Origin of the sequence: Pelistega europaea, assembly GCF_013133775.1 — a bacterium.
Taxonomy (GTDB): domain Bacteria; phylum Pseudomonadota; class Gammaproteobacteria; order Burkholderiales; family Burkholderiaceae_B; genus Taylorella; species Taylorella europaea.
In genome coordinates this window covers 216,951-234,722 of sequence record NZ_JABGBO010000005.1, presented here as the reverse complement: position 1 = coordinate 234,722, position 17,772 = coordinate 216,951, and the positions used below count along the sequence as shown (strand labels likewise).

The following is a 17,772-nucleotide window of genomic DNA, read 5'->3' as shown; positions in this document are numbered from 1 at the left end:
CTTCCCATCCCGAACAGGACAGTGAAACGCCTTTGCGCCGATGATAGTGGGTGGACACCTGTGAAAGTAGGACATCGTCAAGCTCTTCATTCCTAAGCCTCTTGAGTTCCCCTCAAGAGGCTTTTTTGCTTGCCTAGAAAAAAACTCAAGCCACCCCTCATAACACCTCCCAGTAGGTTCCTTGCTTAATCAGAAAAAACTCCCTCTCAAACAACGAATTACTTTTAGATATTGAGAACGACTGCTGCCCCTTGCTTAATCAGAAAAATAAACACCCCTCAAGAGGCTCTTTGCTTAATCAGCCCCCTCAACAAGAGATTTCTTTTAGACATATTCTTATAACTAAAACGTATGAATTTATACTCATATATGAGTTATTATTCTAAAAATTACATATATAAGATTTTCTGCTTATAAAGAATAATCCATGAAAGGTATAGAATAAAATGTCAATCACAGGTCTCACACAACTTGAACAAACCCTTGCTCATGAGCTATCTCTCTTAGAGCTACCTGCTAAATCTTGGGTTAAACCACGTATTGTTGATGGACAACCCTTGCACGACGTAGTGATTATTGGTGGTGGAATGGCAGGCCTAACGGTATCAACAGCATTACGACACTTGGGTATTCAATCCTATGTACTAGATCGCTCACCAGAGGGATTTGAAGGACCTTGGGCAACTACTGCTCGTATGGAAACACTGCGCTCACCTAAACAACTGACAGGACCGGCATTGGGCATTCCTTCTCTCACATTTCGTGCCTGGTTTGTTGCACAGTTTGGGCAGGAAGCATGGGAAGCACTGGATAAAATCCCTCGCCTCCAATGGATGGACTACTTGCGTTGGTACCGTAAGGTGATGGAGGTAAACGTCCATAATGAGCATAGTGTTACTGATGTAGCTCTGCACCCTGATAATTATTTAGTTCTTACTGTTGAGCATCAAGGGCAGTCACATAGTATTTTAGCTCGTCGCCTTATTTTAGCCACTGGGCGCGATGGTTTAGGTGGTCCCTCACTCCCTGAATTTGTGAATCAACTTCCTCGCCATTTGTGGGCTCATTCTTCAGATGTTTATGACTATAGTTCTCTCAAAGATAAAGTCGTCGGTGTGATTGGTGCCGGTGCCTCTGCTATGGATAGTGCTGCAACGGCTTTAGAGGAGGGGGCTCGACGTGTAGAGTTAATCATTCGTCGTCAAGATATTCCTCGTATTAATAAAGGCAAAGGGGCTGGTAGTCCAGGTCTTGTACATGGGTACGCCGATTTACCTGATGAGTGGAAATGGCGTTTTAGACATTATATTAACAAAGCTCAAGTCCCCCCTCCAAAAGGAAGTACTTTACGTGTTTCTCATCATGAAAATGCTTTTTTTAATACAGGTTGCGCGATAGAAAAAGTAGAAAGTCCAGATAATAAAACTGTGCGTGTTTACACTACAAAAGGCGTATTTGAGTTGGATTTCTTATTTTTGGCTACTGGTTTTAAAATTGATTGGTCTCTGCGCCCAGAATATCATCAGTTTGCTCCTTTTGTCCGTACCTGGGCAGACCGCTTTATAGCACCTGAGGGCGAGGAAGATGCAGAATTAGGAGCCTGTCCTGATTTAGGTGAACATTTCCAATTCCAACCTAAAGCAGAAACATCTATCAAAGGACTTGAAAATATCTATTGTTTTAGCTACCCGGCAGTTGCCTCACATGGTACTGTATCCGGGGATATTCCTGCGATTTCAGATGGTGCGAGGGCTATTGCTCAAGGTATTGCGTCTTCACTCTTTAATGAAGATGTTGAAAGCTATTATAACCAGCTTCAAGCTTATGCGGAACCAGAATTGGATGGAGATGAGTGGGAAGTTGCTCCTCCTATTACACAGAGGACCTTATGATTGCGTGGCTGATTAGGCGATTATTACAAGCATTAGTCATTGTACTGCTCATGACCTTTATTGTTTTCATGGGGCTACATGCTATTGGTAATCCAGTTGATATTTTGATAAGCCCTGATGCGGATCAACGCGATAAGGCCATGCTGATTGCACAAATGGGGCTGGATCAACCCTTGTGGAAACAGTACTTGCTTTTCTTGCAGTCTGCTATTCATGGCGATTTGGGTAAAAGTTTTGTCTACAATGAGCCTGCTATCAATCTTGTGTTGCAACGTTTTCCAGCAACTTTAGAACTTGCATTTGCTGCATTGATTATTGCCATTATCATTGGTGTTCCACTTGGACTAGTATCAGGCTTATACCCTAATTCTTTGTTTGCAAATACTGTGATGACAGGAAGTATCCTAGGCGTATCACTTCCTACTTTCTGGGTGGGATTGATGCTTATCACGGCATTTAGTGTTCATTTAGGGTGGTTGCCAGCCAGTGGTAGAGGGCAAACGGTAGAGATTTTGGGGTTGCAATGGTCTTGGTTGACTTTAGATGGACTGTCTCATCTACTTTTACCTGCACTGAATCTGGCACTTTTCAAAGTGGCTCTTGTGATTCGACTCACTTATGCCGGTGTACGTGAAGTGGTACCTATGGACTTTATCAAGTTTGCTCGTGCCAAAGGTCTTAGCAATGCACGAATTATGTTTGCCCATGTATTACGTAATATCCTAATTCCTTTGACAACGGTATTAGGACTTGAACTTGGCTCTACAATCGCTGGTGCTGTAGTGACCGAGAGTATTTTCTCATGGCCGGGAGCAGGCAAGCTAATCTTAGATAGTATTAATGGTTTGGACCGTCCTGTTATCTTGGCTTACTTGGTTGTAGTAGTTTGTGTCTTTGTCACCATCAATTTACTGGTGGATATTGCTTATCGTCTTTTAGATCCTCGTGTGCGTTTGGAGAAAAGTGTATGAGTGATTTATTAAATAGCAAAAAACCATCACTTATTGGTGAATGGGTGCGATACTTTTTCTCTTCCAAATTGGCCTGTATAGGGTTTGCAATAGCGGTTTTATTGCTCTTAGGTGCGGTGTTTGCTCCGTGGTTAACCCCCCAAAACCCTTATGATTTATTGCAGCTAGACATCCTAGATTCTCGTTTGCCTCCGGGTTCACGCAATGGGATGGATACCTTTACTTATTGGTTAGGGACAGATGGTCAAGGTCGTGACTTATATTCGGCGATTTTATACGGACTGCGGATTAGTCTTATTGTTGGGCTAGGTTCTGCCTTAATTGCAGGGACAGTTGGTACGGTTATAGGAGTGATAGCAGCTTATTTTGGTGGGCGTGTAGATGCTACTATTATGCGTATCATTGATTTAATTTTGTCTTTTCCAACTATCCTTGTTGCCATGATGATTTTGGCATATCTAGGTAAAGGGATTGGTAATGTGATTTTGACATTAGCGATTTTAGAGTGGGCATACTATGCACGTACTGCAAGAGGGCAGGCGTTGTCTGAGCGTCAAAAAGAGTATGTAGAGGCAGCACGCAATTTAGATATTTCAAACTGGCGAATTATGTGGCGACATATCTTACCTAATTGCTTGCCTCCGATTATTGTGATTGGTACTTTACAAATTGCTCGTGCAATTACCCTTGAAGCCACATTAAGTTTCCTAGGTTTAGGGGTGCCAGTTACAGAACCATCCTTGGGTTTACTGATTTCTAATGGCTACCAGTTTATGTTGTCTGGTCAGTATTGGATTAGTTTCTTGCCCGGTGTTGCTTTGTTATTAACAATTATGTCATTGAATTTAGTCGGTGATCGTTTGCGAGATACCTTTAACCCAAGGGGGCAGCAATGAGTGAGATCCCTTTGTTAGATGTCCGTCATTTGCGCACACAGTTCTTTACCAAAGAAGGTGTAATTGATGCTGTGAGTGATGTTTCCTTACGCTTGGAAAAGGGCAAAATTCTTGGTTTAGTAGGAGAGTCAGGTTCTGGAAAGTCGGTGACTGGTTTTTCGATTATGGGCTTGATTGATGAGCCGGGGCAGGTCACAGAAGGACAAATCTTGTTTAATGGCGAGGACTTGCGACTTTACAATGCTAGACAGATGCGAGAAATTCGAGGTAATCGTATTGCCATGATTTTCCAAGATCCGATGATGACATTAAATCCGGTATTACGCATTGATACCCAAATGGTAGAGACAATCCAAGCCCATCAGAAAATGAGCAAACGACGAGCTTGGGAGTTGGCAAGAGATACCTTGGGGCAGATGGGGATAGCAAGTCCAGAAACACGTCTGAGAGCTTATCCACACCAGTTATCTGGTGGTATGCGTCAGCGGGTAGCGATTGCGATAGCCTTGCTTTTAAAACCAGATTTAATTATTGCTGATGAGCCAACGACAGCCTTGGATGTCTCTATTCAGTCGCAGATTTTGTCAGAAGTGCAGCAGCTTTCGCAACGCTATGGTACTGCCTTGATTTGGATTACTCATGATTTATCTGTAGTGGCAGGGCTGGCGGATGAGTTGGCAGTGATGTATGCCGGTAAGATTGTGGAGCAGGGTACAGTGGATGAGGTGTTGGATGATCCACAGCATCCTTATACAGAAGGGTTAATGCAAAGTTTACCCATTAATAACGAGCGAGGTAAGCACCTTAAACAAATCCCAGGCATTACACCACATTTATTGCAATTACCCAAAGGCTGTGCTTTCTCAACACGTTGTGGTCGTGCTACGGATCAGTGTCGTCAAGTTCCTGCGTTGATTCCCTTGATTCGTGAACATAAGGTACGATGCTTTTTCCCTAATGCCACACAGATTGTGAGGTTAGGAGAGTCAATATGAGTGATTTATTACCCTTGATTCAGTTAAATCATGTTGGCAAACAGTTTGGTCAAACCAATCCCAGTATTTGGCAAAAAATGGGATTGGCTAAGCGTAAACCAGTGACCACTGCGGTAGACGATGTTAATTTATCTATTTACAAAGGTGAAGTCGTTGGACTTGTTGGTGAGTCTGGTTGTGGCAAGTCTACATTAGGTAGAATGGTAGCTGGCATTATTCAACCTAGTCAGGGACAAGTTTTAATTAAAGGACAGGATTGGCATAGTTTGCATGGTAAAGCCTTAAGTGAGGCGAGACTGACAGTGCAAATGGTATTTCAAGATCCTTATGCCAGCTTGAATCCAAGAATGCGAGTGCAAGAAATTGTTGGTGAGTCGCCTTACCAACATGGTTTGGTGTCCAAAAAGAAGCTGGATGCTTATGTTTCTGAACAGTTAGAACGAGGAGGGCTGAGTGCAAGTTTGCGTTACCGTTTTCCTCATCAGTTTAGTGGAGGACAACGCCAACGGATAGGTATTGCACGTGCTTTGGCAGTTAAACCAGAGATGCTTGTTTGTGATGAAGCTGTTGCAGCACTGGATGTGTCTATCCAAGCACAAATTATTAACTTGTTCATGGATTTACGAGAGCAGTTAAATCTAACCTATCTCTTTATTAGCCATGACTTGAGTGTGGTGGAACATTTCTCTGATCGTGTAGTCATCATGTATTTAGGTAAGGTGGTTGAAAGTGGTAAGGTTGAAGAAATTTACCAGCATCCCAATCATCCCTATACACGGGCTTTACTGGCTGAGCGGCCCAAGATGAATGAACGCAAAAAGATTTTTAGTGCTCTCAAAGGGGAGATTCCAAGTCCATTGAATCCACCTTCGGGTTGTCATTTCCATCCACGATGTCCCTATGCAACAGAGCGATGTAAGCAAGAGGTTCCAGTATTAAAAGAAGTAGCTATACAGCATTTTAGTGCTTGTCATTTAAACGATTAATTCGATATTTAAGGAATTGTGATGAAAAAAACTTTATTAAGTGTATTAACCGCGGCGTTATTGGCCTCAGCAGGAGCCGTACAAGCAGAACCATTGAAGATTGCTTTTGCTGATAATCTTTCTTCATTAGACCCACAACTCAACAACTATGCGGGTGACCGTTCAGCAGGCTTATTCTTCTTTGATATGTTGGTAAGCAATTATCACCAAAAATTATTGCCTAGTTTAGCAACAGAATGGAAGAATATTGATGAAAATACATGGGAATTTACATTACGCCCCAATGTAAAATGGAGTAATGGTGACTTACTAACTGTTGATGATGTGATTTATTCTATCGAACGTATCCGTCACGTACCAGGATCAGTCGCTCCCTTTACAAGTTATGTACGTACAGTGGCGAGCGTGACTGCTAAAGATGCCAATACCTTGGTATTCAAAACTAGCGTCCCCAATCCTGATTTACCCTTAAACCTAGCTTCAGTACCTATCGTTCATAAAGCGACAACAGAAAAAGCAACTAGCGAGGACTTTAATTCAGGTAAAGCCTTAATTGGTACAGGTCCTTATGTGTTAGAAAGCTATACCCCAGGCAAAGGTTTTGTGGCGAAAGCGAACCCTAATTATTGGGGAGACAAAGTACTTTGGGACAGTGTTGATTATCGTTATACTGCCAATGCCGCAGCTCGTACAGCTGCCCTGCTTGCAGGTGATGTAGATGTGATTGATAAAGTCTCTGTATCTGATTTACCCTCGCTGGAGAAAAATCCAAAAGTTAGTGTCTACGCTTATAATGGTTTGCGTGTACTTATCCTACAACCTAGTTTTAACCCAAGCCCAAACAAATACATTACCGATAACTCTGGCAAGCCTCTTGATAAAAACCCACTATTAGACGTACGAGTGCGTAAAGCATTGTCCATTGCAATTAACCGCGATGCTATTGCCTCTCGTATCTTGCAAAACGGTGTGACGGTTGCTAATCAGTGGATGCCTGAGGGTAGTATTGGATATAACCCAGCGATTAAAAATATTGCGTTTGATGCAGCAACAGCGAAAAAATTACTTGCTGAAGCAGGTTATCCAGAGGGTTTTAAGCTCACAGTTCATGTACCTAGTGACCGTTATCCATTGGCACCAGAAACCGTACAAGCTGTGGCACAGTTTTGGACACGTATTGGTGTGAAAACAGAGGTGCAAGTTGTTCCTTGGGCCGTATATGCCGGCAGTGCCAAGAAAAACGAGTATGCGATGAGTGTGATTGCTTGGGGCAATGGTACTGGTGAAGCAAGTTATGCTATGGTGAGCATTTTGGCAACTGTTAATCCTGAAAAAGGGCTTGGTGCATCTAACTGGGGACATTTTAGCAATGCACAGTTTGATTCTTTATTAGCACAAACAACCAAGGAGTTTGATCAAGCCAAACGTGAAGGTTATATGCGTGAAGCAGCTCAAGTGGTGAGTGATGAAGTAGGTATTATTCCTCTTTTTCACTACAAAAATATTTGGGCGGCCAAAAAAGGGTTAGTTGTTAAACCGTTAAGTTCTGATCGTACTGTTCCTGTGATGGTGACGAAAGAATAAGAGAGAAGGCAATGAAAGTACAGCTTCATATAACACCACGTGACGCACTTATTGATGTTCCTAGAGCTATTTCTGTTGAGGGGGTATTGCCTAATACAGAAGTGACGTTGAGGACACAAACGTTGCGTGCCAAACAAGTGATCTGGCAAAGTGAAGCTGTATTTCTTGCCAATGCTACTGGAAGTATTGATTTACAACAAGATGCCCCCTTAAGAGGAAGCTATCAAGGCGTAGAAGCAATGGGGTTGATTTTTTCGCAGACTCCCACCCAAGAAGGCAGTGCTGTTTTTCCCGAAGATGTGACACAACCATTAATCACAGTAGTGAGTGTTTATGCTAAGGGAGTATTGCTTGCCGAGGGTGAATTGATACAACGATTTGCTCACGATGATGTAGAACGCATAGAAGTGCGTGAAGATGGGTTAGTAGGGACAATTTTTAAACCTAAACACAAAGGAAGTTATCCTGCTGTTATTGTCCTAAATGGATCTGGTGGTGGCATCAATGAACCTAGGGCGGCTTTATATGCTGCACATGGATATATTGCTTTTGCTTTGGCATATTTTAAAGCCCCAGGTCTGTCAGACTATATTTCCAATACCCCATTAGAGTACTTTGTGAAAGGGATAGATTGGCTGCGAGAGCATTATAAACCTCGTCATAACTTTGTTGCCTTAAGTGGGCAGTCACGAGGTGGAGAATTAGTTCTTTTGCTGGGCAGTTTATTTCCTGACAAAGTTTCCGCTATTATTGCGTTTGTGCCAGGAGCTGTCGTTCATAGCGCCCAAAATGCAGCCGACCCTAAACTTGGAAGAGAAGGTTATGCTTGGTTGTTAAATGGTAAGCCTATTCCCCATGTGTGGGAAAACAATAAAACAGCGACATGGGTTCCGTTTGATGAGGGAGATCCTCCGCATCGACATGAGTTAGCAGTACGTACAGCATTGGCGGATAAGGACGCTGTTGCTCGTGCAAGGATTCGTGTAGAACATTGTCGTTGCCCTATCTTGTTGATTTCTGCCGAGGATGATGGAGCCTGGCCATCACAGTGGTATAGCCAGATGGTGATGGATACCTTAAGAGCACACCATTATCCTTATATTTATCGCTGGAGTCATCATTTACAAGCAGGACACACTATAGTCTTTCCTTATCTTCCTACAACACAATTAGTACATAAACATCCTGTATCGCAACGTCTTAGCACGCAAGGAGGGACGATGTTGGCCAATGCTCATGCCAATGAGCAAGCATGGAAAGATGTACAACAGTTTTTATTCGATAGTACAGGATATTACCCAACATTATGATTTTCAAAGGATAATCTATGAATGTACAACAAGATATTGTCAACAAAGTCTTAAATATTCAAACAGACAGTCCACTTTTTCAGATACGTCAATTTCGTGAAAAAGTAGTGACTGGCACACAAGCTAGCTACGATGCTTTATTTGATTCTGCTTTACATTTACCGTTGTCGTGGCGTTATGCTGTGGCAGTGCTGAGTAGTGTATTGGTAGGGATACCAGAGTTTGTGACACATTATGCTGAGCAGGCAGTAAAAGCTGGTGTGAGTGAAGCTGATTTACATGCTATTCAGGAGGTTGACATAGCAAAGGTCTCTGATGTAGCCCTAGCACAAGTTTTACAATTTACGCATACCTTGATGGTACAGCCAAAAGAAGGGGATAAAGCTGCCTTGCTTGCGTTAAAAACAGCAGGAATGACAACGGCAGACATTGTGGCATTAAGTCAGTTAATTGGTTTTTTGTCCTATCAATTACGTTTAGCTGCAGGGTTGAAAGCTATGCAGCAAGCCCTATAGGAGAGTATGATGACAGTTGAGAAAAACGGATTTACAAATGCTACTTTAGGCTGGAAAGCATGGTTAGATGTGGTTAGTCTTGATACTGCGACACCCAAACAAATAGAGGTATTGGAAGCAAGTCATCCACAAGCCAAAACGTCAGATTATTATTTATTATTGGTTCATGAACCTGAGATTTTGGAGCAACGCTCTTCAACTTATAATGCCATCATGTATGCCCCTGGAGGATTGGCGCGTGCTGATAGGGAATTGGGGGCATTGGCTGTTTCTCGTATTAATGGTTGTGTATATTGTGCGTCTGTGCATGCACAACGTTTTGAGCAGCTCTCTAAACGTCCCCAAGTGGTGGAGCAGGTTTTTGATAACCTGACTACTGCGGGTGAAAATGCACGTGATAAAGCGGTGATTGAGCTGGCGATAGCACTAACTCAGCATCCAGAGAATTTTGGACCAGAGCATATCCGCACACTGAAAAACTTGGGGCTAGATGAGAAAGAAATCCTAGATTTAATCCATGCTGTGTCTATTTTTGGGTGGGCAAATCGTTTGATGCTAAATCTTGGCGAGCCAGTATTTAAATAAAGGCTCACACCACCTTCCGTTTTCTTGGTAGGTGAGACTATGTCATGGTAGAGCGGTTGCTGTGGTAGAGCGCTTGTCATGGTTGGTAATGTTATTTTTTGGGTGCTTATTGGTCGTCGTTATGAGTATCGGTTAAAATAAACGCTTGTCTATAACAAAAGGAAGAACGACTTATGGCAAATGAAGTTGTAGCAACAGCGGCGGATAAAGCGAGCAATGCTGCTGAAAAGACAGCAGAAGCTGTTACCCAAATTACACCTCCCAATATTGGTGAGCAAATTGATGCCGCCAAGCATTTTTTTGAAAAGGATAATCTTGTTCATTTAATTAATGCTGCTATTCCTTATATCACGAATTTTATTTTGGCATTAGTAATTTTCTTTATTGGAAAATACATTGCGAATATTATTGAGAGTTTGGTAACACGATTGGTGGGTAAATCTTCCAAAGATGATATTTTAAGCAGCTTTGTGGGATCCATTGTTAAGTTTGGTGTTTTACTCTTTGTGGCGATTGCCGCATTATCACAGCTAGGCATTAATACCTCTTCTCTTGTCGCTTTAGTGGGGGCAGCAGGTTTAGCGATTGGTTTATCTTTGCAAAATTCGCTTCAAAACTTTGCTGCAGGTGTGATGATTTTAATTTTTAAACCATTTAAAAAAGATCAGACCATTGAAGCAGCAGGGGTGACAGGGATTGTTCAGCGCATGGGTATTTTAATGCTAGAGATGCGTACTCCTGACAATCGCCAAATTCTTATTCCTAATGGCAAAGTGATGAGCGATAACATTATCAACTATGATAATAATCACACCCGACGGATAGATTTAGTACTGGACATCTCTTATAATGCGGACATTCGTACTGCTAAGCGCATCATTAAAGAATGTTTTGATGCAGACTCACGCATTCTTAAACATCCAGAGCCTACGATTGTCGTCGGTAACTGGGCAGCCAGTAGTATTCAGATTTGGGCAAGACCATGGACACGCACCGAAGATGCATGGCCAGTGCGTTGGGACCTACTAGAAAAGATTAAATATGCTTTTGATGAAAACGGTATAGAAATTCCTTTTAATCAAATGGATATTCGTATTTACAATCCTGATGGGGCAACGGTACCGGAGGAACTTAATGCAAGTTCCCAGGCTTCTGCCCAAAAATAACTCATGCAACCATGTCATGTTCTTCGCCCCCCCGTGGCGGAGAACTCAAACATAGACGTACTGTTGTTTTGAGTTAAAATTCTGACACTAAATGTAAAAAATACACTGTAAAGTTGAAAAATAAAGGGATATGTATAAAAAGAATGTACATTTCATTATAGAAAGATAACAAAAAACCTTTCAAAAACATATGGTTTCGAAGTAAAATTACAGCAAAACTTTATATCTAAAATCAGGGAGTGTCTTTTACACCCCTTTTTTCTTTACATTGATTATGCAAAAAACTCTTAAATATCTACCACATTCAGTTGTGATGATGGTGTTAGCTACCGCTATGCCTAACACTGGCTTTGCAAAAACACCGTTGCAAGAAGTCTTGCAATATGCCTTAAAACAAGATCCTAGATTGCTAGAAGCAAAGGCAGAACAAGATGCCGCAACACAAAACCGTAAAGCATCAGAGGCATTACATTATCCTACCGTTGCGGTAACTTCTTCGCATATGTTAGGACAGCACCACCGTTATGAGTCAGACTATGATCGAGAGACCGATGCAGGCTTACGCGGTAAATTAAATCTTTACTCATGGGGTGGTATTGAGGCCTCTATTGACCGTGACAAGAAAAAAGAGCGTTCAGCTTACTATAAATTTTTTGAGACACGGGAGACCTTGGGTAGCGAAATTGCGAATCTATATGTTGCTGCTATTTACTACAAAGAATCACTAGAGGTGGCCAAGCGCAACTTAGAACGTCACAAAAAGTTCATGGACAATCTGAGGGTGGTGAGTACCTACGATACAGGTCGATTGTCAGAGTTTTCTCAGGCAGAATCACGTTATTTACAAGCACAATCCAGCATTGTGGACTTAGAACGTAGTTTGCAAACTACCTTAAGTCGTCTTAATCTGTATTTTAATAAACGCCTTACTGTTAATGATTTAATCGATCCTTTCAAAGATAAAAAAGCAGAAGACTTCTTCAAGACCTTTAATGAAGGCCCCAAAGACAATGTACATCCTAGCATGTTAGCACAGCAGGCAGAATTGGACAGTGCGATTGCTGATATTGATGTGACTGATGCCACAACCAAACCTCAAATCAATTTAGAGGGGTTGGCTACACGGTATGACCGTAATGCCCAAGTGACATTATCCTGGGACTTATTTAATCGTCCTGCACACTACAATACTGAAAATGCAAAAGCCAAGGTTTATTCAGCACAAGCGCGTCTGCAACAAATCAAACGCGATATTACTGAACGCTATGAAACCGCCAAAATCAATATGCTACAGAGCCAAAATCAGGCGAATATTTCTCAGCGTCATGTCACAGTACAAACCAAGGTAGCCAATGACTATGCCGAACAGTTTACAGTATCTCGTCGTACCTTATTGGAGGTATTAGATGCCTATGCGGACTTATCTCGTACCGAGACAACCTATGTTAATGCTCGCCATGAGTTCCGTACATCAACATTAGAATTTTTACTTGCTCAGGCAAAAATCGCTCGTTGGGCTGGATTACCTGAGAATTTATAATTATGAATCATATTATTAAACATTTATCACTAGCAACACGCCTATTAGGGGCTCCTGTAGCAGAGGCGGCACTATCTGCAAATGTTATGCGAGATAGACGTCTTGATGTTAATTTTCAATCATTACAAGCGGTACTACAGAGTCATGGATTTGAGAACCATTTATCCAAGCGGCGTCTAGAAGATATTCCATCTTTGTCCGTTCCTGTTGTGGTCATTCTACAAAATGAAGAAGCTGCCGTTATTTCTAAAGTAGAGGGCAGTGGCACAGCACGTGAATATATGGTTTATCAAGGTGATGCGCCTGTTCAAAAAATCAGTCACCAACAACTCAGTGAAATCTATATGGGATACTGTTGGTTTATCAAACCTAAAGTGACCCAAGATGTGCGCTCAGAATTGCCTGAATACACGCTTCCCAAAGCTTGGTTTTGGAAAGTGATTTGGCGTTTTAAAAGTTATTATACGCAAGTATTGATTTCTTCTTTCTTGATTAATTTTCTTGCCCTAGTGAGTTCACTCTATGTGATGAATGTTTATGATAGAGTGATTCCCAACAAGGCCTATGAAACCCTGTGGGTGCTTAGTATAGGAGTTATTTTAGCGATTAGTTTTGAGTTTATTGCTAAACAAATCCGAGCACACTTAACAGATATTGCAGGAAAAAAAGCAGATTTAGTTATTAGTTCAGCGTTGTTTCGCCGAGTGATGGCACTTCGATTAATTGAGAAGCCTGTTTCATCAGGTTCTTATGCCAATAACCTACGAGACTTTGAATCAGTGCGTGAGTTTATGACCAGTGCGGGTATTTTGGCCGTGGTGGATTTGCCATTTCTGCTACTGTTTGTTTTTGTTATTTCCATTGTTGGAGGTAAATTAGCTTTTGTGCCATTGACTATTATCCCTCTGGTCTTTATTGTAGGGATTGCTATTCAACCTCTTTTATCCAAGTATATCAATGCGTCTATGAAAGAGGGGTCTCAGCGTCAAGGTTTGGCAGTAGAAGCCATTGATGGTATTGAAACATTAAAAGCCAATAATGCGGCGAGTTGGGCACAAGCACGTTGGGAATATTACACTGCAAGTACAGCGAAGTCCTCCATGAAAGTGAAAACGATTAGTAGCTTTATGACCAACTTTACTGTAGCGATGCAGCAGCTAAACACCGTATTTTTGGTGTTATTGGGGACATACCTCATTCATGCAGAAAATCCCTCTGATCGTATCACGATGGGGGCAGTGATTGCCTCAGTTATTTTGTCTGGCCGAGCCCTTGCACCATTGGGGCAGATTGCTGGTCTTGCTACCCGTTTCCAACAAGCACGTAATGCTCTAAAAGGGATTAATGCCATCGTTGAGCGTCCTGTTGAACGCGATCCTGGTCGTACCTATCTTGCCCTAGATCAGGTACATGGAGCGATGGGTTTTAATACTGTCAGCTTTCAATATAACAAAGATAGTGCCCCTGCATTAAATGGTTTTCGCTTATCTATTAGACCTGGCGAAAAAGTAGGGATTATCGGACGTATCGGTAGTGGTAAAAGTACGTTCTTAAAAGTAGCTTCGGGTCTTTTAGAGCCTACTTCTGGTTCAGCTACTTTAGATGGAGTTGATTTGCGTCAATTAGATCCTAACTTTTTGCGTGATCAAATAGCTTATTTCAACCAAGATGCCCGTCTATTCTTAGGCACATTGCGCGAAAACTTAGACATTTCGCGTACGGATGGATATTCGACAGACCAAGAACTGTTAATTGCCTTACAACGCTTTAATCTTGTTAATCTGGTTCGCAGTCATCCTCGTGGCTTGGATATGCCATTAGGTGAAAATGGACAAGGTTTATCAGGCGGTCAAAAACAAACCGTTGCATTGGCTCGTCTTACCCTGCGCCATCCACGAGTGGTATTGCTTGATGAACCCACAGCAAGTCTTGATGAGAACACTGAAAGACAGGCATTACAGGGGCTAGCAGAATGGACAAAAGATAAAACACTGATTGTGGTTACTCACCGCCCACAAGTTCTTAAGCTCGTAGAGCGTGTTGTTGTAGTGGAACAAGGTAAAGTCGTGATGGATGGCCCACGTGATGCGGTTATCCGTAAACTTCAGGAGAAACAATCGTGACCGATAAAATAGCATCAGAAAACCAAGCATCGGTTTCAAAAAATGCTGGGGAAGCCTCTTCCGCAGACACTTCTGTAAGAGAAGAAAATCAGTCCAAAATAGCAGCCCCAGCAGCCGGACAAGTGCCAGCAGCCGGACAAGTCCCAGCAGCCGGACAAGTCCCGGTAGCTGGACAAGTGCCTGCCGCCGGACAAGCCCCATCTCCCAAGCCATTAACAGTTCAAGAGCGTGTTAAGAAACGCGATTTAAAACTATTAAATGACTTAAATGCTGCTTTACAAACAGAAAAACATCATGGTTATTTTTGGACTATTACACTGTTTAGTGCTTTCATGGTGGTATTTGTGATTTGGGCTTACTTTAGTCCATTAGAAGAAGTTTCTCGTGGAGAAGGGCGTATTATCCCTAGTAGCCACGAACAAGTTGTGCAAAGTCAGGATCCAGGTATTATTAAAGAAATGTTGGTTAAAGAAGGGGACTTAGTAGAAAAAGGTCAAATCCTTTTAAAACTAGATGATACCCGTAGTCTGGCTATTCTCCGCCAAAGTGAAGCTCAAGTGCAAAACTTAGAAGCTATTGTGGCACGTTTACGAGCAGAGGCCTACGATACACCACTTACTTTTCCTAAAAACACGCCAGCAGAATTAGTGGAGCGTGAAACTACGGCGTATCATGCACGTCGCAAAGCTATGGAAGAAGCCGTATCTAGTTTTGAACAAAGCAAGTCAGTTCTTGAACGAGAAATTGCTATTACCAAACCCATGGTAGAGCGAGGAGTTGTTTCCCAAGTGGAACTCCTCCGTATGCAACGTCAATCCAGTGAATTAACCACCCAAATTCTTGATCGAAAGAATCGTTATTCTGCAGATGCAAGCAATGAGCTAGTCAAGACAGAGTCTGAGTTGGCTCAGGCACGTGAGAATATTGCCTTACGAGCTGACCCAGTAGAGCGTTCGTTGATTCGTGCGCCAATGAAAGGGATTGTGAAAAGCATTAAAATCAATACCATTGGTGGGGTGGTGAATCCGGGACAAACCATCATGGAGATTATCCCAGTAGATGAAACGTTGCTTGTAGAGGCTTATATTCGTCCTAAAGACGTAGCATTTATTCGCCCTGGACAAGATGCCATTGTTAAAATCACAGCATATGACTATGCTATCTATGGAGGGTTGGAGGGCAAAGTGACTTTAATTAGTCCAGATACTTTGACCGATGACCATCGGAATGCTAGTGCCTTAAAACTAGATAGTAATGCTGTATATTATCGTATTTTGGTGCAAACCAAGGGCAGTGAGCTCAAAGACCGTGATGGCAAACCGATGCCTATTATTCCTGGTATGGTGGTGACAGTAGATATTAAAACTGGTGAAAAAACAGTCTTTCAATATCTCATCAAACCTATTACTCGGATGAAGCAGGCTCTAAGTGAAAGGTAGTTTTGAGGTAATCGCATTGAAAAATAATTGCATGAAAAAACTCTTCCTACTCAGTTTGTTGAGTGCCTCTGCACAGGCGGGGGCCGTCACCATTAGTGATGTGGGCATAGAAGGAAATAGTTCCATTCCAGAAGATGCGTTAATGCTTAATCTTAATGCAAATGGTTTGGTTAAAGGGCAGACCTTTGATGCAGACAGGTTGGCTCTTTTTCGACAACAAGTGCTAGACCATTATCACTATCTTCGTCATGAAAAAGCCAAGGTGGATACACATGTGGAGCATTTGGCCAATCAACAGGTCAAGATTACCATTAGTATTGATGAGCAGCCCCCAGAGCTACAACAAACAGCACGCGTAGCAGACCCTTATGATGCCGATATTTATACCGACGAGACTGAGGCGTCATCTATGTCCGAGACTGATGACCCCGATGAAATATCAGGACAAGACGACGGCCCAGAGGGCAATATCTCACTAGGTGTGGGCTATGGTATCAAAGGGGCGCATGCCAAAATAACGGCGATTAAACGCAAGTTTCTTGGTACCGATGCTTCTGTGCGTGTCAGTGGTTTACATAATAAATATGAGACGATAGCAGACCTGAGTTATAGCAAACCGCGAATTTTTAAAAGTAATGTGCGGTTTGATGGTAACCTCTTTTTTGAAGATTTTGATAACGGTAGAAGTCGTACCTTGGCAGAATATCAGCGTCAATCCTACGGTCTAGGATTACGTTTTACTTTACCCATTGATCAAAACAGCTCCTCTTATGCCGGTATTCGATATACGCACAACCGCATCAAAACATCTCGGCCAGAGTACTATTCAGCGCTCTATCTTGCCTCTATTAAAGAAAATGCGTGGAAGTTTGACACCGATGAGGTGGATTTGCTTTTCGGTTGGAAATATGATGGCTTGAATAAGAAATTTCTTCCCACTAAAGGGATAGGCATGACACTGGATGGCACCATATCAGCTCCTGGCTCCGATAGCAAATACTATAAATTCGTGGCAGATATTCAAGGGTTTTACCCACTTAATCAAGCTCAAACTTGGGTAATCGGTGCCAAGGCAACTGCTGGTTATGCCAATGGAATAGATGAAAATACAATGCCTTTTTACCAAAATTTTATTGGTGGAGGTATAGGTTCTATTCGAGGATTTGCGTATGGATCGATTGGACCGCGTGCTGTATATGCCAAACAGTCTTTCACTGGCGTACCAACAAATGCTAGGCTTTACACAGAAACAAGCGACCGAGTGATTGGAGGCAATGCGATGGCAGGAGGGAGCATTGAGCTGATTGTGCCAAGTTTTTACATGCCAGAAAAATTTAAAAATACAGTTCGTACATCAATTTTTGTAGATGCTTTGAGCGTGTGGAATACTCGCAATAGCCATCCATTAACAAACAACGATAGCTTTGCTAACAACATTCGTGCTTCTGGCGGCGTCTCTGTGCAATGGAAATTCCCTATGGGGGTGTTAGCCGTTTCTTATGCAATTCCTTTTAAAAAGCAGGTTGGTGACCGGCAAGAACGCTTTCAAATTAACTTAAGTGGTAGCTTCTAAGTTAACCGATTGTTTTTATTGCGAGACGAAAAAATTTTATGTCTGGAAAAAATAGAGAGGGTCATCTAGGCGATAAATTTTATACATTGTTGAAACAGTGAGAGGCGTTTTGCTGACGGTGGGTGAATTTTTCCAATAAAAAAATATTTTCCTGAGAAAAAATAACTTATTGATGTTGCTTATAATTGGTGCGGCAA

14 protein-coding genes and 1 rRNA gene are annotated in these 17,772 nt (G+C 42.1%); all 15 read left to right on the top strand.

The window, feature by feature from the left end:
* Nucleotides 1-83 (top strand): 5S ribosomal RNA (rrf, locus tag HKX40_RS10890); the annotation flags it as partial.
* Between the two features lie 363 nt (nucleotides 84-446).
* Complete coding sequence (locus HKX40_RS06300; protein ID WP_171588713.1) at nucleotides 447-1,892, top strand: NAD(P)-binding domain-containing protein; 1,446 nt, start codon at nucleotides 447-449, stop codon at nucleotides 1,890-1,892.
* Complete coding sequence (locus HKX40_RS06295; RefSeq protein ID WP_171588712.1) at nucleotides 1,889-2,863, top strand: ABC transporter permease; 975 nt, start codon at nucleotides 1,889-1,891, stop codon at nucleotides 2,861-2,863. The genes HKX40_RS06300 and HKX40_RS06295 overlap by 4 nt, the downstream gene beginning before the upstream one ends.
* On the top strand, nucleotides 2,860-3,759 hold the full coding sequence (locus HKX40_RS06290; RefSeq protein WP_171588711.1) for an ABC transporter permease: 900 nt from the start codon (nucleotides 2,860-2,862) through the stop codon (nucleotides 3,757-3,759). The genes HKX40_RS06295 and HKX40_RS06290 overlap by 4 nt, the downstream gene beginning before the upstream one ends.
* The gene (locus tag HKX40_RS06285; RefSeq protein ID WP_171588710.1) at nucleotides 3,756-4,754 is read left to right on the top strand and encodes an ABC transporter ATP-binding protein; all 999 of its coding nucleotides are present in this window, start codon (nucleotides 3,756-3,758) and stop codon (nucleotides 4,752-4,754) included. Before HKX40_RS06290 ends, HKX40_RS06285 begins: the two co-directional genes overlap by 4 nt.
* The gene (locus tag HKX40_RS06280; RefSeq protein ID WP_171588709.1) at nucleotides 4,751-5,740 is read left to right on the top strand and encodes an ABC transporter ATP-binding protein; all 990 of its coding nucleotides are present in this window, start codon (nucleotides 4,751-4,753) and stop codon (nucleotides 5,738-5,740) included. The genes HKX40_RS06285 and HKX40_RS06280 overlap by 4 nt, the downstream gene beginning before the upstream one ends.
* A gap of 21 nt (nucleotides 5,741-5,761) precedes the next feature.
* On the top strand, nucleotides 5,762-7,324 hold the full coding sequence (locus tag HKX40_RS06275; protein ID WP_171588708.1) for an ABC transporter substrate-binding protein: 1,563 nt from the start codon (nucleotides 5,762-5,764) through the stop codon (nucleotides 7,322-7,324).
* An 11-nt stretch (nucleotides 7,325-7,335) separates the two neighbouring features.
* Entirely contained in the window at nucleotides 7,336-8,634 is a 1,299-nt protein-coding gene (locus HKX40_RS06270) for an acyl-CoA thioesterase/bile acid-CoA:amino acid N-acyltransferase family protein (RefSeq protein ID WP_171588707.1), read from the top strand.
* A 17-nt stretch (nucleotides 8,635-8,651) separates the two neighbouring features.
* Complete coding sequence (locus HKX40_RS06265; protein ID WP_171588706.1) at nucleotides 8,652-9,149, top strand: CMD domain-containing protein; 498 nt, start codon at nucleotides 8,652-8,654, stop codon at nucleotides 9,147-9,149.
* A 9-nt stretch (nucleotides 9,150-9,158) separates the two neighbouring features.
* The gene (locus tag HKX40_RS06260; protein ID WP_171588726.1) at nucleotides 9,159-9,734 is read left to right on the top strand and encodes a peroxidase-related enzyme; all 576 of its coding nucleotides are present in this window, start codon (nucleotides 9,159-9,161) and stop codon (nucleotides 9,732-9,734) included.
* A 173-nt stretch (nucleotides 9,735-9,907) separates the two neighbouring features.
* A complete protein-coding gene (locus tag HKX40_RS06255) occupies nucleotides 9,908-10,900 on the top strand; it encodes a mechanosensitive ion channel family protein (RefSeq protein ID WP_171588705.1) in 993 nt (330 codons plus the stop codon).
* A gap of 274 nt (nucleotides 10,901-11,174) precedes the next feature.
* Nucleotides 11,175-12,440 (top strand): TolC family protein, encoded by a 1,266-nt coding sequence (locus tag HKX40_RS06250; protein WP_171588704.1) that lies wholly within the window; start codon nucleotides 11,175-11,177, stop codon nucleotides 12,438-12,440.
* Nucleotides 12,441-12,442: 2 nt separating this feature from the next.
* On the top strand, nucleotides 12,443-14,563 hold the full coding sequence (locus HKX40_RS06245; RefSeq protein ID WP_171588703.1) for a type I secretion system permease/ATPase: 2,121 nt from the start codon (nucleotides 12,443-12,445) through the stop codon (nucleotides 14,561-14,563).
* The gene (locus HKX40_RS06240; RefSeq protein WP_343043014.1) at nucleotides 14,560-16,002 is read left to right on the top strand and encodes an HlyD family type I secretion periplasmic adaptor subunit; all 1,443 of its coding nucleotides are present in this window, start codon (nucleotides 14,560-14,562) and stop codon (nucleotides 16,000-16,002) included. The genes HKX40_RS06245 and HKX40_RS06240 overlap by 4 nt, the downstream gene beginning before the upstream one ends.
* Nucleotides 16,003-16,033: 31 nt before the next feature.
* Nucleotides 16,034-17,575: a BamA/TamA family outer membrane protein gene (locus HKX40_RS06235; RefSeq protein WP_171588702.1), complete on the top strand. Its 1,542-nt coding sequence runs from the start codon at nucleotides 16,034-16,036 to the stop codon at nucleotides 17,573-17,575.
* Nucleotides 17,576-17,772: the final 197 nt, after the last annotated feature.

Coding starts and splice junctions, on each gene's coding strand:
- HKX40_RS06300 (WP_171588713.1), top strand. CDS start 447: ATGTCAATCACAGGTCTCACACAACTTGAACAAACCCTTGCTCATGAG.
- HKX40_RS06295 (WP_171588712.1), top strand. CDS start 1,889: ATGATTGCGTGGCTGATTAGGCGATTATTACAAGCATTAGTCATTGTA.
- HKX40_RS06250 (WP_171588704.1), top strand. CDS start 11,175: ATGCAAAAAACTCTTAAATATCTACCACATTCAGTTGTGATGATGGTG.
- HKX40_RS06235 (WP_171588702.1), top strand. CDS start 16,034: ATGAAAAAACTCTTCCTACTCAGTTTGTTGAGTGCCTCTGCACAGGCG.
- HKX40_RS06275 (WP_171588708.1), top strand. CDS start 5,762: ATGAAAAAAACTTTATTAAGTGTATTAACCGCGGCGTTATTGGCCTCA.
- HKX40_RS06265 (WP_171588706.1), top strand. CDS start 8,652: ATGAATGTACAACAAGATATTGTCAACAAAGTCTTAAATATTCAAACA.
- HKX40_RS06255 (WP_171588705.1), top strand. CDS start 9,908: ATGGCAAATGAAGTTGTAGCAACAGCGGCGGATAAAGCGAGCAATGCT.
- HKX40_RS06285 (WP_171588710.1), top strand. CDS start 3,756: ATGAGTGAGATCCCTTTGTTAGATGTCCGTCATTTGCGCACACAGTTC.
- HKX40_RS06270 (WP_171588707.1), top strand. CDS start 7,336: ATGAAAGTACAGCTTCATATAACACCACGTGACGCACTTATTGATGTT.
- HKX40_RS06245 (WP_171588703.1), top strand. CDS start 12,443: ATGAATCATATTATTAAACATTTATCACTAGCAACACGCCTATTAGGG.
- HKX40_RS06290 (WP_171588711.1), top strand. CDS start 2,860: ATGAGTGATTTATTAAATAGCAAAAAACCATCACTTATTGGTGAATGG.
- HKX40_RS06260 (WP_171588726.1), top strand. CDS start 9,159: ATGACAGTTGAGAAAAACGGATTTACAAATGCTACTTTAGGCTGGAAA.
- HKX40_RS06280 (WP_171588709.1), top strand. CDS start 4,751: ATGAGTGATTTATTACCCTTGATTCAGTTAAATCATGTTGGCAAACAG.